The organism is Citrobacter sp. Cpo032 (assembly GCF_030332975.1).
Taxonomy (GTDB): Bacteria; Pseudomonadota; Gammaproteobacteria; order Enterobacterales; family Enterobacteriaceae; genus Citrobacter; species Citrobacter portucalensis.
Genome location: NZ_JAOWGU010000042.1, coordinates 38,385 through 58,282 on the forward strand (window position 1 = coordinate 38,385; position 19,898 = coordinate 58,282).

The 19,898-nt window shown below is 52.6% G+C and carries 15 protein-coding genes; 1 reads left to right on the top strand and 14 read right to left on the bottom strand.

The features are described from left to right. Window positions 1–128: 128 nt before the first annotated feature. Genes mukB through cmoM form a run of 4 tightly spaced genes read right to left on the bottom strand, consistent with a single transcriptional unit; the run spans window position 129 to window position 7,392 of the window. Window positions 129–4,589 carry a chromosome partition protein MukB gene (gene mukB / locus OGY33_RS10775; protein ID WP_191238688.1) on the bottom strand — a complete coding sequence of 1,487 codons (4,461 nt, stop codon included), beginning with the start codon at window positions 4,587–4,589 and terminating at the stop codon, window positions 129–131. Continuing rightward, window positions 4,589–5,293 (bottom strand): chromosome partition protein MukE, encoded by a 705-nt coding sequence (gene mukE / locus OGY33_RS10780; protein ID WP_003035809.1) that lies wholly within the window; start codon window positions 5,291–5,293, stop codon window positions 4,589–4,591. Before mukE ends, mukB begins: the two co-directional genes overlap by 1 nt. After that, a complete protein-coding gene (mukF, locus tag OGY33_RS10785) occupies window positions 5,274–6,596 on the bottom strand; it encodes a chromosome partition protein MukF (protein WP_003831939.1) in 1,323 nt (440 codons plus the stop codon). Before mukF ends, mukE begins: the two co-directional genes overlap by 20 nt. Continuing rightward, a complete protein-coding gene (gene cmoM / locus OGY33_RS10790) occupies window positions 6,589–7,392 on the bottom strand; it encodes a tRNA uridine 5-oxyacetic acid(34) methyltransferase CmoM (RefSeq protein WP_003035803.1) in 804 nt (267 codons plus the stop codon). The genes mukF and cmoM overlap by 8 nt, the downstream gene beginning before the upstream one ends. A 135-nt stretch (window positions 7,393–7,527) precedes the next feature. Between cmoM and elyC the strand changes: the two genes are divergently transcribed. Further along, window positions 7,528–8,292, top strand: coding sequence for an envelope biogenesis factor ElyC (elyC, locus tag OGY33_RS10795; RefSeq protein ID WP_149607846.1), 765 nt, complete (start codon window positions 7,528–7,530; stop codon window positions 8,290–8,292). A 93-nt stretch (window positions 8,293–8,385) separates the two neighbouring features. On the opposite strand, the gene OGY33_RS10800 is transcribed toward elyC, so the two are convergent. From OGY33_RS10800 to cmk, 10 genes are all read right to left on the bottom strand, one after another. Beyond that, window positions 8,386–9,279, bottom strand: coding sequence for a YcbJ family phosphotransferase (locus OGY33_RS10800; protein WP_003831934.1), 894 nt, complete (start codon window positions 9,277–9,279; stop codon window positions 8,386–8,388). Window positions 9,280–9,444: 165 nt separating this feature from the next. After that, window positions 9,445–10,191 carry a 3-deoxy-manno-octulosonate cytidylyltransferase gene (gene kdsB, locus OGY33_RS10805; protein WP_149607847.1) on the bottom strand — a complete coding sequence of 249 codons (747 nt, stop codon included), beginning with the start codon at window positions 10,189–10,191 and terminating at the stop codon, window positions 9,445–9,447. Further along, window positions 10,188–10,370 carry a protein YcaR gene (ycaR, locus tag OGY33_RS10810; protein WP_003035793.1) on the bottom strand — a complete coding sequence of 61 codons (183 nt, stop codon included), beginning with the start codon at window positions 10,368–10,370 and terminating at the stop codon, window positions 10,188–10,190. Before ycaR ends, kdsB begins: the two co-directional genes overlap by 4 nt. Before the next feature lie 51 nt (window positions 10,371–10,421). Further along, on the bottom strand, window positions 10,422–11,654 hold the full coding sequence (locus OGY33_RS10815; RefSeq protein ID WP_149607848.1) for a winged helix-turn-helix domain-containing protein: 1,233 nt from the start codon (window positions 11,652–11,654) through the stop codon (window positions 10,422–10,424). Between the two features lie 41 nt (window positions 11,655–11,695). Then, complete coding sequence (lpxK, locus tag OGY33_RS10820; protein WP_048214570.1) at window positions 11,696–12,673, bottom strand: tetraacyldisaccharide 4'-kinase; 978 nt, start codon at window positions 12,671–12,673, stop codon at window positions 11,696–11,698. After that, on the bottom strand, window positions 12,670–14,418 hold the full coding sequence (gene msbA, locus OGY33_RS10825) for a lipid A ABC transporter ATP-binding protein/permease MsbA (RefSeq protein ID WP_048214571.1): 1,749 nt from the start codon (window positions 14,416–14,418) through the stop codon (window positions 12,670–12,672). The genes lpxK and msbA overlap by 4 nt, the downstream gene beginning before the upstream one ends. 36 nt (window positions 14,419–14,454) lie before the next feature. Then, entirely contained in the window at window positions 14,455–16,719 is a 2,265-nt protein-coding gene (locus tag OGY33_RS10830; protein ID WP_191238689.1) for a ComEC family protein, read from the bottom strand. Between the two features lie 206 nt (window positions 16,720–16,925). Next, the gene (gene ihfB, locus OGY33_RS10835) at window positions 16,926–17,210 is read right to left on the bottom strand and encodes an integration host factor subunit beta (RefSeq protein ID WP_003035780.1); all 285 of its coding nucleotides are present in this window, start codon (window positions 17,208–17,210) and stop codon (window positions 16,926–16,928) included. 159 nt (window positions 17,211–17,369) lie between these two features. Next, complete coding sequence (gene rpsA, locus OGY33_RS10840) at window positions 17,370–19,043, bottom strand: 30S ribosomal protein S1 (RefSeq protein WP_003035776.1); 1,674 nt, start codon at window positions 19,041–19,043, stop codon at window positions 17,370–17,372. Between the two features lie 113 nt (window positions 19,044–19,156). After that, the gene (cmk, locus tag OGY33_RS10845) at window positions 19,157–19,840 is read right to left on the bottom strand and encodes a (d)CMP kinase (protein ID WP_003831921.1); all 684 of its coding nucleotides are present in this window, start codon (window positions 19,838–19,840) and stop codon (window positions 19,157–19,159) included. Window positions 19,841–19,898 lie beyond the last annotated feature (58 nt).

Consider the following 19,898-nt stretch of genomic DNA (forward strand, 5'->3'; position numbering starts at 1 on the left):
CTTTAGTATATAAACATCAAAAACTTTTTGCCTAACCTAATGTAAAGAAGTCTAAAGAAATTACACCAGGCATGAAGTCTTTTCGGAAAAAAATAAGGCGGCCATGTAGCCGCCTTTTTACTTATTACTTAGCTTGCCTGCGAGGAGGCATCTTCAGTCCCCGGCAGTGGTTCCGGTAACTGAGGCGCAAATCCGCGCAGCCCCACCACGTGAACGTGTTCGGTGTTCTGGAAGACTTTACGCACCAGTTTGTAGGTGGTGCCTTTCTCTGGGCTGATGTTTTCCGGCGCAGCGATAATCAGCTGCATCTGCAAACGTTCACACAGCTCAAACAAGGTCGCAATAGAACGCGCATCGAGTCGTGCAGCTTCATCAAGGAACAGCAGGCGGCAAGGAGAGATATCTTTCCCGCGCAATCTGCGGCCTTCATCTTCCCAGCTTTGCACCACCATCACCAGAATAGACATCCCGGTCCCGATCGCTTCCCCCGTTGACAACGCACCAGACTCAGCACGCAGCCAGCCGTCAGAGCCACGGTTAACCTCAACTTCCATTTCCAGATAGTTACGATAATCCAGCAGCTCTTCACCAATGGTTTGCGGCGTGCGTTGCCCCATGTCTATCTGCGGATTCAGACGCTGATACAGCTTCGCCAGCGCTTCTGAGAAGGTCAGGCGATTGCTGTTAAACAGATCCTGATGCTGTTCATGCTGCTCTGAAAGTACGTCCAGCAAGGTAGCATGTGTTTCACGCACATTGACGTTCAGGCGAACGCTGTTGACCTGGCCAAACGACACGCTTTGCAGCCCCTGGTTCAGCATGCGAATACGGTTCTGTTCACGCTGAATGGTCTTACGAATAATGTTCGCCACGCTGCGTGAGCTGATCGCCAGCTTCTGTTCGCGTGAGGTTAACTCTTCCGTCAGACGGCTCAGCTCAATCTCCATCTGTTCAATGGCTTCAACCGGATCATCGGTACGAATAATATCCTGGCGAATACGTTCACGCAGATGCTGGTAAACCGCGACGAAGAACTGAATTTTGCGCTCTGGACGTTTTGGATCTTCAGACAGACGCAACACATCGCGCAGGTGCTCGTTATCTGCAACCGCCAGACGTAGCGCACCGAGCGCCTTATCCGACATCGAACGCAGTTCGTCACCGGAAAGGTAGGCCAACTCGCGGCGGTGCAGACGACGTTCCACACCGTTATCTTTCACCATCCGCATGACTGCACACCAGCCGGCTTTGGCGGTGACTACCTGCTCGCGCATTTCATGATAATCACGTTCCAGCTTGCGCAGTCTGCGGGTCAAGTTTTCCATCTCCGCTTCGCAGAAGGTCAGTGCTTTCTCAAGTTGGTTGCGGCGAGCACGGTTGTTGCTGAGCTGCGCATGCAGTTCGTCACGGCGGATACGCGCGCGCTCTTCGGCACCGCTGTCCGCACGAACGCCGATATCCTGCAGTTCACGTTGTAAATCGTTAAGCAGCTCTTTTTTGGTGTCATAAGAGCTTTTCAGCGATGCCATGACCTGGTTGTACTGGCTTAACTGTGCGGCGTGGCTGCGCAGCGCTTCACGAGCGCGGGTACGTTCGGCTTCCGCCTGTTCCAGGCGTTCACGCAATTTTTCGTTCAGATCGCTATTGCCGCTCAGCATTTCGGCTGAGTCGGAATAATTAAAGTGCGCCCGACGCTGTACGACTTCGGTCAGCGCAAAAGCCTGCTGACGCGCATCGCGCTGCATCTGCTGGGAATACGCATAGTCTTCCTTCAGCTGTTCAAACTGCTCAGGGTCATTTTGCAGAACCGAAACGATAGGTTCCAGTTTCGCCAACTGATTGCCATGTTGCTGTACAAAACGCGCGGCTTCCTGAGCTTCATCCAGACGCTCGCGAATTTCGTCTACGCGATCGGCTAGCGTATCATCTGCCAGCAGATTCAAGCGCGGCAGCAGGCGGTTCAGCGCAGAGACGCCCTCTTTCGCCTGTTCAAACTGCATACGGCTTTGCTGGTTATCATTTTCATGATTGGTCAGCGCACGTTCCAGTTCAACGCGACGGCTATTCAGTTGGCGAATTTCCGCTTCTGGATCGGCTTCAAACGCCACCGACAGATGGCTGCCGATAAAGCGACTGAACGCCTGATGCAGACGTTGGGTTTTCTGGACGTCAAAGGAGAGCGTGGCGAAACGTTCAGACAGCCCTTCACGCTCGGCATGCAGGGTTTCGATACGGCTTTCACGTGCTGCACGCCCAAAAATAGGCACCGTCGGGAAGCGAGAATAACGCCACTGACGCTCGGCAGTTTTCACCACCACCGCATTTTCCAGTTCATCAACGCTGAAGACGCTGTCATCAAACGACTGCGGATCCCCTTCGATGAAATAGAGATCTTCCGGGCAATCCGTCAGCCCTTCAAGCTGTTCGGTAATCAGCGACAGATCCGGTACCACAATGGCATGACGCGAAGGACCGTATAGCGCAGAGAAGTACGGTGCATCTTCAAGGCTAACGTCATCATAAATTTCTGACAGCAGTACGCCGCCAAAGCGTTCCGCCAGCGCGTTCAGACGCTGATCTTCCGCCCCGCCCGGTTGACTTAAACGTTCAATCTCTTCATCAACTGCATTTTTACGTGCACCGACTTCATCACGCTCAACAATGGCCTCACGCTCGCGCTCCAGCAATTGTTGCAGATACTCGGTCACTTCCTGGCTGGCGGTAAACTCTTCGCCACACTGCTCGCTAAGCTGATTCAGGCTATTTTGCGCAGCCAGCCAGACAGGTGCCCGCTTCATCAAATGCTGAATACGGGATTGTAGTTGTTCCTGCTCCTGACGCAGTGTCATACGCTGTTCGCTGGCAGACGAGACGCTGTCCGACAAGGCGGCGATGCGCGCCTCCAGCTCCTGGTGCAGCGCTTCCAGCTCATCGATATCGAACTGTTTACCCTGACGCTTGCAGAATTCGGCCAGCAGACGCTCGGCATCCTGCTGTTCGCGCAGACGCTGCTCCAGTTCGCTCAGTCGCATACGCAACGGCTGAACCTGTTCTGCCAGGTGGCGCTGTTCCACGCCTTCGCGCAGCAGTTCACGCGCCACGCTCCAGGCTTCACCGCGCGCCAGCGGGCCGTTGATAGCCGCCACCAGCTGATAAGCCTGTTCGAACTGGCTATGCGCGGTTTGCACCACGCTCATTTTTTGTTCAAGCGTCAGCAGTTTTTCAGTGGCTTCCTGCTCTTTGGCCTGGAAAGTCTCCAGCCATTCGGCGGCGCTGTCGGCTGTCAGGTCCGGTAAGTGGCAAAGCTCTTTCGCCCGGTTTAGGGCCTGGATCGCCTGGGTATACTGGATGGCTCGCGTTTGCTGGACGTCCAGCGCTTGCTGGTAATCAGCAAGCTGGCTTTTCAGCTCATCCACTTCCAGCTCAGCGGCTTCTGCACGGGCTTCGTTTTCATCCTGGCGGTCAACGGCTTCCGCGACCACCTCGTTTTGTTCTTCAAGACGGACCTGCAATTCTTCGAGATCCGCCTCGTAGCGTTCAATTTTTTCCTGCTGACGCAGCGCTGTTTGCACCAGATTCAGGTGATCGCTCGCGGCCTGGTAATCAGCTTCCAGATCGCCTTCCGCACCGTTGTGCTCACCCAGTTCACGCGCCATATCCACGTGTTTGTACTGCTCTGCCGCCAGCTGCTTGCGCGAGGTATACAGTTCACGACGATATTCCAGTGCTTTATCCAGATGGATGCGACGTTCATTGGCGTGGCGCATATAATCTGCGGCCACATAGTTGGTCGCTTCACTGATTAAATGCTTAAACAGGTCGCGGTCAGACTGGGTTACGCGAATCGCTTCCAGCGTCATACGATTTTCACGCAGCGCGGCTTCCATATCCTGGAACGCTTTACGTACGCCGCTGTTTTCCGGCAGCAGGTAGTCACGCAGTGAACGGGTAATGGCGCTGGAGATCCCGCCGTACAGCGAGGCTTCAATCAGACGGTAGAATTTACTACGATCGGACGCAGAGCGCAGACGACGGGCAATGATGCCCAGATCGAACATCAATGAGTGATAATCGGTTATTGAGTTGAACTGCTTAAACTGCACGCCTTCCATCTCATCAAGCTTCTCTTTCAGCTCAGGTAGAGACAGTACGCGCGCCTGGCGTTCGTTCAGCGTTTCCGTCACCAGTTGGGTTGGCTGTACCGACATCGGCAGCCCCTGAATGGCAAACGGTTTGATATCCACTTTGCGATCGCGACCAGCAACCTGTTGCAGACGCACACCCACGACCACGCGCTGATGACGCGAATTAAGGACGTCGAGCATTGAATAACAAACCCCTGCTTTCAGCTTACCGTGCAGGCCTTTATCACGTGAACCGCTGGTTGCACCGGCTTCGGTGGTGTTGCGGAAATGCAGCAGGGTTAAGTCCGGAATGAGCGCCGTAACAAATGCCGCCATGGTGGTGGATTTACCCGCACCGTTACCACCGGACAGCGTGGTGACCAGCTCATCGAGATCAAACGTACGGGCAAAAAAACCATTCCAGTTAATCAGCGTAAGTGAGCGAAATTTACCGCGTTCAATCATTATTCTTCTTCTCCACTGTCCGGCTGATTCTCTTCGGGCTCATCGTTGAGCTGCAGACGGTTCTCGACCGCCATCGCTTCACCATCACGAATTAAGCGACGCTGTGCTTCACGCGGATCGTCACCGCTACGCACATCCGCGCCAAAGCGGAAGACAGATTCCGTAATACGGAATTTGCTGCTGTCGTGGCCCAGAAACCACACCATGCCTAAGCGGCGCAAGCGGTTGAGCGAAGAACGCACTTTTTCCTGTAGCTTCTGGCGGTCAACGTCAGAACCGGTTGAACGGTTGTTCACCAGCTTCAGTAACTTCGCTTCATCTGCCAGCGTTAGCAGCTCGTCGTACAGCTCTTGCTGGGTAAAAATCCCTTCGTTCGCCAGGCGTTCCGGGCTGAGATAGAGATAGCAAAGAATTTTACCGACCATCATGTCCAGTTCAGACAGGACCGAACGCGGAATGAGCGTCGTGGAACGCGGGCGAAGGTAGAAGAACCCTTCCGGCGCACGGATTAATTCCACGTTATATCGGCTATAAAACTCTTCAAAATATTCCTGAAAATCCATCAGGAAGGCATGATTATCCAGTTCATCCAGGCCGATATGTCGGCCCGAACGTAAGGCGCTATCCAGCGCCGGAAATAACGGATTCGCCAGCGCCTGCGCCAGCTTTACCGGCATCACTTGTTCAATATTTGTCAATGACATGCGCCTGTACCTTGGCTCCGTAATCATTAATCGGCTGCCATTTTGCTGGCAGTCCGGTGAAGTCTGCTTGCGCTACGCCAAGGCGTACCGCCTGATCGATAACAATGCGCGCGACGTCGAAATGACGCGCACGTGGGTATTGCGCCAGATACTCGCGCACTACCAAACCGAGATCCAGTGGTGTTTGTCTGGATTTGTAGATAGCCAGCTGTTCTTCGATGATCGCCGCCAGCTGCTCACGGATCTCGTTAAATTCTTCATATTCCAGATCTTCCGGAAGTTCACCGGTGACCTCTTCGTCACGCAGCACCATCTCCTCGTCACGCATATCCAGCAGACGATCGGCGTTGGCATAGGTCAGCGCCCATGGGTCGTCAAAGTAGGTCTGCACGGACTGACGCAGACGCTGGGCGAAGACGCGGTTTTTATCCATATCGATCGCGGTACGGATAAATTTATGCACGTGACGATCGTAGCCAATCCACAAGTCAATGGACTGCTGGCCCCAGCTAATAATGCGGTCGAGCTTGCTTTGTAAATCAAACACCAGCCGATCGACAAAATGCAAATCGTCATGCGTCATCGTGGCGTCCTGGATTCGTAACAGGTTAGCCTGTAGCTTATCCCCTGCCGCTTCCAGCGTATCTTGCAGCTCACGCAGCGTACCAGATGTTTCTGACAGCAGCATTTCACAGCTGGAAATCGCCGCCCGCCAGTCTTTGTTTAGCAACTGTGCGATGTCGTCTTTTACCTGCTGCTGCTGTTCATCCATGATGCGCTGGGTCAGATCGATACTGTCGAAAATCTCCGCCACCGAGTATTTCAATGGCGCATAGACGTTGCGATGCCAGTGGAACTCATCACCACCTTCCGCTGCCGCATCCGCCGCGCGCTTCAGTTCGCCTGCCACAATTGACAGCTGCATAGAAAGACGCAGCGTAGAGAATTCGCGCTGACGAATATAGTAATCTGTGATGCCAATCCCGAGCGGCGTTAAACGGTAAATGGCGTTGCCTTCAGCCTGCTCGCTGGTAAAGCGGTTCAGCAGACGTTGACGCACCATATCGTTGATCGCGTTGTTGGCGCGGACGCCGATGGTTTCGCTGGTTTGCTCAAACGCATCACTCACATGGCGGAACGCATCCACCAGTTCACCTTCACTCATCTCACCGTCAAGTCGCTCACCGTTTAGTGTGGCAACAGCCAGCAGGAACGAAAGTCTGTCTACCGGCAGAGAGATGGAGAAGTCATTTTTTCTGGCCCAGGCAACCAGTTCGGGGACTGTCTGGGAAAATTCACTCATAGGTTATCCTTGCATCTGCGGCTCGGGCCGGACGTTTAATCGCGGTGACATGAATATAGCGCCCAAGGCTGATATACGGTTCCTGGCGGCAATAACGTGTTTCTATTTCTGTTAAAGCATCAAAACAGTCATGCTGTTTTTGTTTATCACGCAGATAATCATGAAACACCCTCACGCCCGTTTTACCGGTTATCTCCCAGCCAATCTCCTCCAGCCAGCCATAGACCTGCTGAGGGTCGCGCGGAAAATCGGGAGACAACGTGCGCCGTTTCTTTTTATACATTCCCTGCTGTACATAGCCGAAATTACCGACCAACACATTACGCATCAACAGACCGTTTGCATTGTAGAACATCAGCGATAAAGCACCGCCCGGGCGTAACATCGACCACAATGTTTTTAAGACGGCTTGCGGATCGGCCACCCATTCCAGCACAGCATGAAACAATATCAGATCAACCTGAGAATCCAAATGCTGTGGGATGTCCTGAGCGGCACAATGTATAAAATGCATGTTGTCGCTCACACCTTGCTCTTCTGCCGCCCGTTGCGCTCGCGCCACCATCTCAGCAGAAAGGTCGCACAAGGTGACGTGATGGCCCCGCTGCGCCATCAGAATTGCTGTCTGCCCTTCTCCGCCACCCGCATCAAGCACACGCAACGTTTGGCCCGCGTAGTCGGCAAGAAGTTTGTCCAGATCCTGCCAGAGGATCGTCTGACGAAGCTGACCTTTGGTGGTGCCGTAAATGTTACGGGAAAACTTCTCTGCAATGTCATCAAAATTGCGATCCCGCATCGGGCTCTCCACATGCTGGCTTTAGGGTGACTAAGTAAAACCGCTATTTTGTCACACCCACGCCGAGAATGAACCTTCCTGGTGTAATATCCCTGCTGATCCCCTGCTGTATGGTTAAAAAAGGAACCAAAAAGGATGCTTTTTACGCTGAAGAAAGTGATTGGCGGTATGATGCTGCCACTTCCGCTAATGCTCATTATCATGGGCATAGGCCTGGCGCTGCTCTGGTTTAGCCGCTTTCAAAAAACAGGGAAAGTGTGCATTAGCCTGAGTTGGCTGGCACTGTTACTTCTAAGCTTGCAGCCCGTCGCTGACAGTCTGCTGAAACCGATTGAGGACAGCTATCCAACCTGGCAGGATACACAAAAAGTGGAATACATTGTGGTGCTGGGCGGTGGGTATACCTGGAATCCACAGTGGGCGCCGAGTTCAAACCTGATAAGCAACAGTCTTCCGCGTCTGAATGAAGGTATTCGCCTCTGGCGTGCTAACCCGGGATCGAAGCTTATCTTTACCGGTGCTGCGGCAAAGAGCAATAACGTCAGTACTGCAGAAGCGGGCGCCCGCGTAGCGCAGTCACTGGGTGTGCCGCCCGGTGATATCATCACGCTGGATAAACCTAAAGACACCGAAGAAGAAGCCGCAGCGGTTAAGCAGGCCATCGGCAGCGCGCCGTTCCTGCTGGTGACCTCCGCATCGCACTTACCACGAGCAATGATTTTCTTCCAACAGGCCGGACTACATCCGTTGCCCGCGCCAGCCAACCAGTTAGCAATTGATTCACCGCTTAATCCGTGGGAGCGCGCGATCCCCTCACCAATCTGGTTGATGCATAGCGATCGTGTTGGTTACGAAACGTTGGGGCGTATCTGGCAGTGGCTAAAAGGATCGGAGCATTGACAGGAATGTTGCCTGATAGCGACACTAACGCGTCTTATCAGGCCTACGTGTTCAGCGCAGAATTGTAGGCCGGATAAGGCGTTCACATGTTCATCAGGCGAGCCACGGCAGCAGTGATTTCGTGGCAAGGTCAAAGTTGGAGCGGTTAAAACGTCCGGTGTTGACCAGTTGCGCCACCTCATCCCATAACACATACAGCCAGCGCCGCCAGATGAAGGACTCCGCCACGGGCGCGCGTTGCAGGTATTGCCAAAGCAGACTTTCCGCCAGCGCATTATCCATTAAACGGAACAATTCATACTCTCTGGGTGCCCACAGCATCAATCCCGGTCCGACCATCGCCAGAAGCTGATCGCTACGGGCGTCTTTGAGCATGCTACGTAAACTAAAATTACCGTGGATCAGCACGCAGTTATCATTGAATCCTTCAAATAAAGCGGGCAAACACTCACGGGTACGAAACAGGATCCGCTTATCCTGCATCGTCAGCCCGGTATTGTTGAACTGATTTAACGTGGTCCACAACACTTCAACACGCTGACGATACCAGGATGGCCAGATATTCTCTTGCGTGTTATCCACCATTCCCACGCAGCCACGGCTATCCTGCCGATGCCATGACAGCAGACCTTCTACGATCTGATCTTTTAAATGTTCCCAGCGTTCGGGCGTTCGGGCTGGCGCTTCCACCGGCACACCGCGTAAACGCTCAAGCAGTAGCACATCGGGACCGGGATGCTCTTCGTGGGTTAAGACCCCGTAAATGACGGGCATTCGCACCGTACCACTGCGCGCCAACATGGAGGTTTTCCATGCCAGCTGCTGCGCCATACCTGGCGTGGTGAAACTTCTCGCCATCAGCGGCATCGGATTTCCCTGGCTGTCGTACAGTGACCACAGGGCCGTATCCACTTTTTCATTCACGCATTCTATGCGACTGAGTTTTTCGCCCAGCAGGTGGCTGAGTTCGGCACGCAACTGTTCCATTTCAGATTGCCCTCATAAATGCTACTGCTTTCATAATGAGCGTCGTGCAGACAGATGTCACCCGGATGAGATCAATTGATGAAAAGAAAAGTGGAGGGAAAGCGCAACGATACGACACTCCTCCCAAAAATACGCCTCAATATGGGGGGAGTGCCGTGAGAAAAACTAATGCATTTCGGCGCGAACGCGCTCAAGATCTTCGGCAGTGTCTACGCCGGTACCCGGGACTTCTTTTGCGACGGCAACGTGAATTTTTTCGCCGTACCACAGCACTCGCAGCTGCTCCAGCATTTCGATATGCTCAAGCGGGCTAGGCTGCCAGTTAACATAGCGGCGAATAAAACCGGCGCGATAGCCGTAAATGCCCAGATGGCGCAGGAAGGTGTCCCCCACCGTTTCCAGACTTTTGGCGAAACGATCGCGATCCCATGGGATGGTCGCGCGTGAAAAATAGAGAGCATATCCTTCAGCGTCCAACACGACTTTTACCGCATTCGGATTAAATGCCTCTTCCGCACTGTGAATCGGAGCCGCAAGAGTCGCCATACCGACCTGACGTTGCGCCAGATTCTCAGCCACCTGGCGAATAATGACCGCCGGAATCATCGGCTCATCACCCTGTACGTTCACAATAACGGTATCATCGCTAAAACCACATTTCTCGACGACTTCCGCCAGGCGCTCCGTACCAGACTGGTGATCGGCGCGAGTAATGCACACTTCACCACCCACCGCTTCTACCGCGCGAGCGACATCCTCGTGATCGGTGGCAACGATGATACGTTCAGCGCCAGATTCACGCGCACGCTCCAGTACATGCACGATCATCGGTTTACCGTTGATATCCAGCAACGGCTTACCCGGCAGACGTGTGGACGCATAACGCGCAGGAATAATGACCACAAAACTCATGATTTACTCTCATCAGCAGTCAGAACGCGGGCTTCGGTTTCCAGTAACACGGGAATGCCATCACGCAGTGGGAAAGCAAGGTTATCCAGTTTACAAATCAGTTCCTGTTTTTCCTGGTTAAACCAGAGTTTGCCATTGCATACCGGGCAGGCAATGATTTCAAGCAGACGATGATCCATAGTTCCTCCAGATGGACCGGATTGTGAATCCGTAAATATTAACATAATCGCTTAAAGGGCTGGGTCTATTTCCCAACCATGGCGTGCATCAGCAAATAAACCTTCAGGATAACGTCCCAGCGTCACGCGTGCTGCCTGCTGCCAGCGGGCAAAATCGTCAATCGCCTGAAACAATCCTTTTTGCAACGTCACTCCAGGCTTAACCCCATCCTGTAACCACAGCGAAATAACGTCCAGCACACCTGTTTTGCGGTGCATTTTGGCATCCATCCGCCCAACCAACTGTCCACGATGCAGCAACGGCAAGACAAAATAACCATACTGACGTTTCGGTGCTGGCGTATAACACTCCAGCCGGTAGCTAAAATCGAATAGCTGCTCTGCCCGTTTACGATCCCAGACCACCGGATCAAAAGGTGATAATACTGCACTGTGAGTCGCCGTTAATTTGCCCACCAGCGCCTGTTCAAGCAGCGGCTGAAGGTGGCTATGCAGCCACAAGTCTCCTAGCCCCTCAACGTCGACAGGAATAATCTGCCGCTGTTCCGCCCGTTCGTTGCACCAGTTTTTTAGCGCCGGGCGCTTCAGGCGGTAGTAGTCTGCCAGCCATTGTTCGCGGAAAATCCCCAGACTGCGGGCGCTGTTATCCAGCATGACACTTTCAGCATCTTCTTGCGAAAGTAGGTCGCGTTCATCGTCCCAGTGCGGCATGACGCGATGAGTTAAATCATACACTCGCTGGAAATTACGCCGTTCCACGACCATCACTTTCCCGGCAGTGAACAACCCTTCAAGATGACGCTTCTGCGGTTTCCATTCCCACCAGCCGCTGGTCCCTTTGCGTGGATGCTCAAAATCAGCTGAGCGTACCGGCCCGTTATGTTGGATGTGCTGGAGCAGTTGCTCAATCTCATGCGCATGTTCTTTCATCCACGCCGCTTTATATTTCCAGCCCATATTCTCCGGGGCCAGCATGCGGTGACGTATCAGCATAAAATCGCTGCGCGGCAAAAAACAGGCCTCGTGCGCCCAGTATTCCATCAGTTCGCCCTGCTGTAACGAGTCGTCCAGCCATTGGGGGGAATAATCGCCTAAACGACTAAACAGCACCAGGTAAGGACTGCGCGCCACAATATTGATGGTGTCGATTTGCAGTAACGACATGCGCGAAATGGTCGCGAGAATATCTGCCGGGGTTGCCCGGCGGCGTGTTTTTTTCAGCAGACCTTGAGCAGCAAGGTGAAGATGACGGGCATCCGTCAGAGAAAGGCGCGGCAACGACATTTATGGCCTCATAAATGATTCGCTGCCGCAGCGTGAATCAGTTAGCGAGTCAGCGAGATTAAGCTATTCAGCAATACATCAGGCCGATCGCCTGACAAATGTGCATCAACAGGTAAATACCACCAGTTTTCATCGGCAAATTCCCGGCACTTAACCGCATCTTTTTCCGTCATGACCAGCGTTTGCCCGGCGTCTACAAACGCACTGACGTCACTGTAGGTCAGAGACTGATGGTCTGCCAGCGCAATGCTTTTTTGCACGCTAGCACCACATGCTTTCAGCGTGGCAAAAAAACGCGGTGGATGACCAATGCCCGCCATGGCGACAATATTGGACAATTGCGCCACATCACGGCGTTCACCTGTACGTAAATTAACGGCCAGTCCCGGTTCAAGTCGCATAGGGATTTCCCCTGGTTGCGCAACGCCACCGTTAACAATAGTCGCATCCACCGATTTAAGGCGACCTGCGCGTTCCCGCATTGGACCAGCGGGAAGCCACCAGCCGTTGCCAAACCGACGTTCGCCGTCAATGACTACGATTTCAACATCTCGCGCCAGACGATAGTGCTGTAGTCCATCGTCCGTCAAAATAATCTGCACGTCGTGTTGGGCCAAAATGGCTTTTACCGCATCCGATCTTACCGGGGATACCGCTACCGGTACGCCGGTACGTTGGGCGATCAGCACAGGTTCATCGCCCGCTTCTGCGGTAGTAGTATCAGCTGTTAGCAACAGCGGGTAAGCAGTCGCTTTCCCGCCATATCCACGCGATACCACACCCACGCGAATCCCGCGTTGTCGCAGTTGTTCAACCAACCAAATCACCACCGGCGTTTTACCGTTTCCGCCCGCGGTAAGGTTTCCGACCACCACTACCGGGACTGGCGCGCGCCATGCGTGTTTAAGCCCCAACTTGTAGCATAAGCGGATAGCACCACTCACCAGGCCATACAGCCAGGAGAGTGGAAGTAACAATCGCCACAGCGGCGATTCACCAGACCAGATACGTGCGATCATTGACCAAATTGCATTTTGTGTAATTGCGCATACACCCCGCGCTGCTCAATCAGCTCGCTATGGGTTCCGCGTTCGACAATCAGACCATCCTCCACCACGATGATTTCGTCGGCTTGTTCAATGGTTGAAAGACGGTGAGCAATAACCAGAGAAGTACGGTTTTTCTGTAGCTCATCCAGCGCAGACTGAATCGCGCGTTCAGATTCAGTATCAAGAGCCGATGTTGCTTCATCAAGGATCAGAATTGGGCTGTCACGCAACAAGGCACGGGCGATAGCGATACGCTGACGTTGTCCGCCGGAAAGCAGGACGCCGTTTTCACCAATCACCGTATCCAGGCCATTATCCATCTTGTTGATGAAATCCATGGCGTAGGCCATCTGTGCCGCTTTTTCGATCTGCTCACGGCTGTACATATCGGTACGCGCGTAGGCGATGTTGTTGGCAACCGTATCGTTAAACAAGTGCACATTCTGCGAAACCAACGCAACCTGATCGCGCAGTGATGCCAGGGTATATTCGCGCAGATCGTGTCCGTCCATCAGAATCTGCCCTTCATCAATATCGTAGAAGCGCGTAATCAGGCTGGCGATGGTGGATTTCCCTGAGCCCGAACGGCCGACCAGAGCAACAGTTTTACCCGCGGGAATATTCAGGTTGATGTTACGCAGAGCCGGTACTTCACGTCCCGGATAAGTGAACGTCACGTTGCGGAACTCGAGATCGCCGGTAGCACGCTCGATCACACGTTTACCTTCATCTTTCTCCTGTTCGCTATCCAGAATCGTAAATAAGGTCTGGCATGCCGCCATACCGCGCTGGAACTGCGCGTTGACGTTGGTCAGCGATTTCAACGGACGCATTAATGCGATCATTGAGGAGAAGACAACCGTAATTGTCCCTGCTGTCAGATTTTCCATTACGCTTGGGAAGCTAGCCGCATATAACACGAAGGCCAGTGCCAAAGACGCAATCAGTTGGATGATAGGGTCGGAGATAGAAGAAGCGGAAACCATCTTCATACCCTGCAAACGCATCTTGTTGCTGACCTTATCAAAGCGCTTGGTTTCGACTTCCTGACCACCAAAAATCAGAACTTCTTTGTGGCCTTTCAGCATCTGCTCCGCACTGGTCGTAACCTGACCCATGGTGTTTTGCATGTTTTTACTGATGCTACGAAAGCGCTTGGAAACCACACGGATTGCCACTGACACAATTGGCGCCAGTACAATCAGGATCAGTGACAGCTGCCAGCTGTAATAGAACATCATGATAAACAGGCCAATGATTGAGGCCCCTTCACGTACCACGGTGATCAGCGCGCCGGAAGACGATGACGCAACCTGTTCTGAATCATAGGTAATACGCGATAACAATGTCCCTGTAGACTGTTTATCAAAAAAGGAGACGGGCATCCCCATCATATGGCCAAACAGGCGGCGGCGCATGGTCATGACCACTTTGCCTGACACCCATGAGATACAGTAGCTGGAGACATAGCTGGTTAAGCCACGAACTATCATCAGCCCAATGACCACCAGCGGCATCCACAGCAGCACCGAGCGATCCGTTTTACCAAAACCATCATCCAGTAATGGTTTAAGGAGCGATAACATGAAGGTATCGCTGGCCGCGTTAAGGACTAACGCTATACCCGCCACGATCAGACCCGATTTAAAAGGCGCTATGGTTGGCCATAGTCGGCGAAACGTCTGCCACGTAGAGAGATCTTTATCGTTATGCATTCAAAAAACCAGCATTTGTTAGAATAGCCGCATATTCTACCCGTTATCCTCCGACACGCCAAACCACTGATGATACCAACGAGGTAAAATCTGATCCCGCATGCTGCGTATGCGCCAGTTTTTTTGATAAAAATCCAGCGTAATCTGTCCCTGATGGGGGGTATCCAGCCATTGATAATTTTGTTGCCGATAACGTTGCTTCACTTTCCAGGACGGCAGACGCCAAGCGTTGTAACGGGATGCAGAGGCGAGTGCGACCTGCCCGTCAACCCGCTGAATGAGTGCCAGTGATGATGAAGTATTGCTGCCATGATGTGGAACCTGCATCACCGTCGACTGTAGGTGCTGCCAATAGTGACTTAGCATTTTTTGTTCAGCAGGAGATTCGATATCACCGGTCAGCAGAATACTCTGATATCCGTCATCGACCTTAACCACGCAGGAGTGGTTATTCCCCTGGTCTGTATTTCCACGCACAGGCCAGTGCGCACTGAAGGTTAACCCTTGCCATTGCCAATGCTCTCCGCGAAAACACGGGAGATGACCTTTCCAGCTCAGCGGACTTCTTACCCATAGCGACGGCCAGGCTTGTTGTAAGGAGTGCAACCCGCCGCGGTGATCCATGTGCTCATGGCTTAAAATAATTCCTTCTGGCTCCAGATTATGCCAACGCAACCAGGGAATAATCAGCTGTTGTGCGCTATCGCCTTCGGGCCATGCCAGACCGGTATCGTAAAGCAGCGCTTTCCCATTTCGCGCGATCACCATCGCCAGCCCCTGCCCGACATCCAGCATATGCACTTGCCACACATCAGTTCGCGGTGCACGCCAAAGCGGCCTACTCAGCAAAAGGAGCACAGAGAAACAGACCACCGGTAGCGTACGCAAGATATTTAGTCGCCATGCGATAATCATCATTCCGGGTAAAAATGCCAGCCATTGCCAGCGCGCATCAATATTGATCCACCCTTGAGGCAGACTTCTGAGCCCCCAAAATAGCAGCGCCAGAGAACGATCCGCTAGATACCACAGGCTTGATTCAACCATCACCGTCCCGGCTAAATGCATGATCATGCCTGCTAATATCAAGGGTACGGAAACAAACGTGACCAAAGGGACGGCAAACAAATTAGCCAGAAACGAGGTCAGACTAAAACCGTGAAACATTGCGATTTGCACGGGAAAAAGCAGAAGCGTAATACCCAATTGCAGATGAGCCAGCGCCAGAAATTGACGTCCAGCACGCGACAGCGACCAGTCCGGGAGCGGTACCCATTGGTACCAGAACAGCAGTGCCGCAACGGCGGATGCAGACAACCATAGGCTTTGCGAAAGAACAGCAACAGGATCCACCACCACGATGGCTGCCAGACAGCAGATCCAGACCGACCATCCACTCCACTGCCTGCCGCTAAGTCTCAGCGCCCCCCAGACTAGCAGCGCAACAACCGTTCGTAATGCCGGGGGTTGCAGCCCCGTCAGCCAGGCATAAAATGTGGCACAGACAATCCCACCCACTAATGGCATCTGCCAGCAAATCCACCTTGTTGGCATAAAAAATTGTCCAGCACGTATCAATCCTGCGGTCAGTAATGCAACAAATGCAATATGCAGCCCGGAGATAGCCATCAAATGAGCCGTGCCGGTATCACGCATAATCGTTTTCACCTCTTGTGACACAGACAAGCGCTCCCCCATTCCCAGACCCAGTATGACCTGCTGCCAGGGATAGTCGGTGAGTGCCGTTTTCAGCGAGGCGAGATACCGCGAACGCAAACTACATTTTGGTGTGATTACCGAAGCCTGCAAGAATCGTCCCGTCAGCGGTTGATGCTGCGCCAATGCGTAACGCTGGCTATCAAATCCGCCTTCGTTTAATTGACCGTGTACAGCGCGGACTTTCAACGTCATCGCCCATGTCTGACCCGCACAAACATCACCGGGTAAATACTGCCCGTACAAGACGATTCCTTGCGCAGGAAAGATTCGTTTCCCCTGAAGGTGAGTGATCTGGCCGTAGTGCGTTGTCATATTGTCAGTTCCGGTTATCCGCACAATGGCTTGCTGGGTTTTCGCAGGCAGCGTATTACCGGCCCACAGAGCCTCTTTCGCGGCCAGGATTCCCCAAAGAAAAAACAGCAGGGTTAGTCCGGCGGAACGCATATATTTGTAGGGGAGAAAACAGAGCAGACATGCCAGACAAAATACAATGCCGATACACAACATGCCTGGCAGCATAGGTAATAGCATGAGTGGGAGAATGCCGAGTAATGCGCAGATACTCACCGTTGTTATTTTCATCAATCACCTCCCTGTTACAGGGAGTGTGCAGTACTCTTCGACGGTTGTCTGGCATCAATTTATCGTTATACGACCTGAGTTCCGCAGACATTTAGTGATGGTTGTAACGTACAAATTAACTGGGATGAGGATTCCAGGATAGGTGGACAGAAATGAAAAAAGCACCCATTTGGGTGCTTTTCTCGGCGTTAAGTCTCGCTAAAAACTTAACCATAAATATTGGCGCGATCGCGCAGTTCTTTACCTGGTTTAAAGTGCGGAACGTATTTCCCTTCCAGATCCACTTTATCGCCGGTCTTCGGATTACGTCCGGTGCGTGGTGCGCGGTAATGCAAAGAGAAGCTGCCGAAACCGCGGATTTCAATACGCTCGCCCTGCGCAAGAGTCGAGGCCATATGTTCCAGCATCTCTTTAACTGCATCTTCAACCGCTTTCGCGGGAATATGAGGTTGCTGGGTTGCAAGTCTTTCAATCAATTCTGACTTGGTCATGATTCCTCCGGTTCCTTAAAGGCATAATTAGCTGCTGCATTGATTAAGGGCGGCCGTAGCCGCCCTTTGTCATTGATTACAGGACGAATCCTGTAATCTGTCAAGCTACTCGTCACCCTTTGTGCCGTTAACAGCACAAAGGATTTAGAGCACTCGATATTACTCGCCTTTAGCTGCTTTGAAAGCTTCAGCCATTGCGTTGTTAGAGAAGTTAGCATCTTCCTGTTTGTTAACAGTTGCGATTGCATCTTTCTCATCAGCTTCGTCTTTAGCACGAACAGACAGGCTGATTGCACGGTTCTTACGATCAACGCCGGTGAATTTAGCTTCAACGTCGTCGCCTACGCTCAGAACCAGAGTTGCATCTTCAACGCGGTCACGTGAAGCTTCAGAAGCGCGCAGGTAACCTTCAACGCCGTCAGCCAGTTCTACGGTTGCGCCTTTAGCGTCAACTGCAGTGACTTTACCGTTTACGATTGCGCCTTTCTTGTTCAGTGCAACCCAGTTGTTGAACGGATCTTCTGCGAGCTGTTTAACGCCCAGAGAGATACGCTCACGCTCTGCGTCAACCTGCAGAACAACTGCTGCGATTTCGTCGCCTTTTTTGTATTCACGAACTGCTTCTTCGCCTGCAACGTTCCAGGAGATGTCAGACAGGTGAACCAGGCCGTCGATGCCGCCGTCCAGGCCGATGAAGATACCGAAGTCAGTGATAGACTTGATTTTACCTTCAACACGGTCACCCTTGTTGTGGGTTTCCGCGAACTGCTGCCATGGGTTGTTTTTGCACTGCTTCAGACCCAGGGAGATACGACGACGTTCTTCGTCGATATCCAGAACCATAACTTCCACTACATCGCCAACGTTAACAACTTTGGACGGGTGGATGTTTTTGTTGGTCCAATCCATTTCGGAAACGTGAACCAGGCCTTCAACGCCTTCTTCGATTTCAACGAAGCAGCCGTAGTCGGTCAGGTTGGTCACGCGACCAGTCAGTTTGGTACCTTCCGGATAACGCTTAGCGATAGCTACCCATGGATCTTCGCCCAGCTGTTTCAGGCCCAGAGATACACGAGTACGCTCGCGGTCGAACTTCAGCACTTTAACAGTGATTTCGTCGCCAACGTTTACGATTTCGCTCGGATGCTTAACGCGTTTCCATGCCATGTCGGTGATGTGCAGCAGGCCGTCAACGCCACCCAGATCAACGAATGCACCGTAGTCAGTGAGGTTCTTAACGATACCTTTAACTTCCATGCCTTCCTGCAGGTTTTCCAGCAGCTGATCGCGTTCTGCGCTGTTTTCGGATTCGATAACGGCACGACGGGAAACAACAACGTTGTTACGCTTCTGATCCAGCTTGATTACTTTGAATTCAAGCTCTTTGCCTTCCAGGTGCAGCGTGTCGCGGACCGGACGAACGTCTACCAGGGAACCCGGCAGGAACGCGCGAATACCATTCAGCTCAACAGTGAAGCCACCCTTGACTTTGCCATTGATAACACCAGTAACGGTTGCAGCTTCTTCGTAAGCTTTTTCCAGCGTGATCCAAGCTTCGTGACGTTTAGCTTTTTCACGGGACAGCAGGGTTTCACCGAAGCCGTCTTCTACTGCATCCAGAGCAACGTCAACTTCGTCACCAACCTGGATTTCCAGCTCGCCCTGGGCGTTTTTGAACTGCTCTGCCGGAATGGCGGACTCAGATTTCAGACCAGCGTCAACCAGTACTACGTCTTTGTCGATAGCAACAACAACACCACGAACGATGGAACCCGGACGGGTTTCGATTTCTTTTAAGGATTCTTCAAACAGTTGAGCAAAAGATTCAGTCATGTTTAATCTTCAGGTTTCATATTTAACGTCCACCTGGCTCCATGCCGGATGGGGTTGTTTAACATACCCGCTGTCAATCCATTGCAACGGGGGTACTGCAAATTCGGTCGCACTTAAGCGAGAGCCAGTTTTTGGCGCGCGTATTGTAACGCTTTTTCAATCACTTGCTCAATGCTTAATCGGGTTGAATCCAAAACTAAAGCATCAGCAGCGGGAACCAGCGGCGCTACAGCACGATTACGATCGCGATAATCGCGTTCTTCGATCTCGGCCAAAAGGCGTTCAAAGTTAACACTAAAGCCCTTCTCCTGCAACTGTAGCATACGTCTATGCGCACGTTCTTGCGAGGAGGCGTCCAGAAAAATTTTCACCGGCGCATCCGGGAATACCACGGTGCCCATATCACGTCCATCAGCAATCAGACCTGGGGATTCGCGAAATGCGCGTTGACGACGTAATAACGCTTCACGCACGCGGGGAAACGCCGCAACCTGAGAGGCGGCATTAGCTACTTCCTGAGTGCGGATTTCACCGCTGACATCTTCACCTTCAAGAATGACTTCCAGGTTGCCGTCTGTTGAGATAAAACGCACATCCAGGTGTGAGGCAAGCGGTACCAGAGCATCTTCAGATGTGACATCAACATGGTGATGTAACGCTGCGAGCGCCAGTACGCGGTAGATCGCGCCTGAATCTAACAGATGCCACTGCAATGCTTCCGCCATTGCCTTGCACAAGGTGCCTTTACCTGCACCGCTTGGGCCATCAATGGTAATAACCGGGGCAATTGCCGTCATCTTTTTCTCCTTAAACGGGCATACGTTAACGTGAACGCCGCGCATTATACGCGCCAAC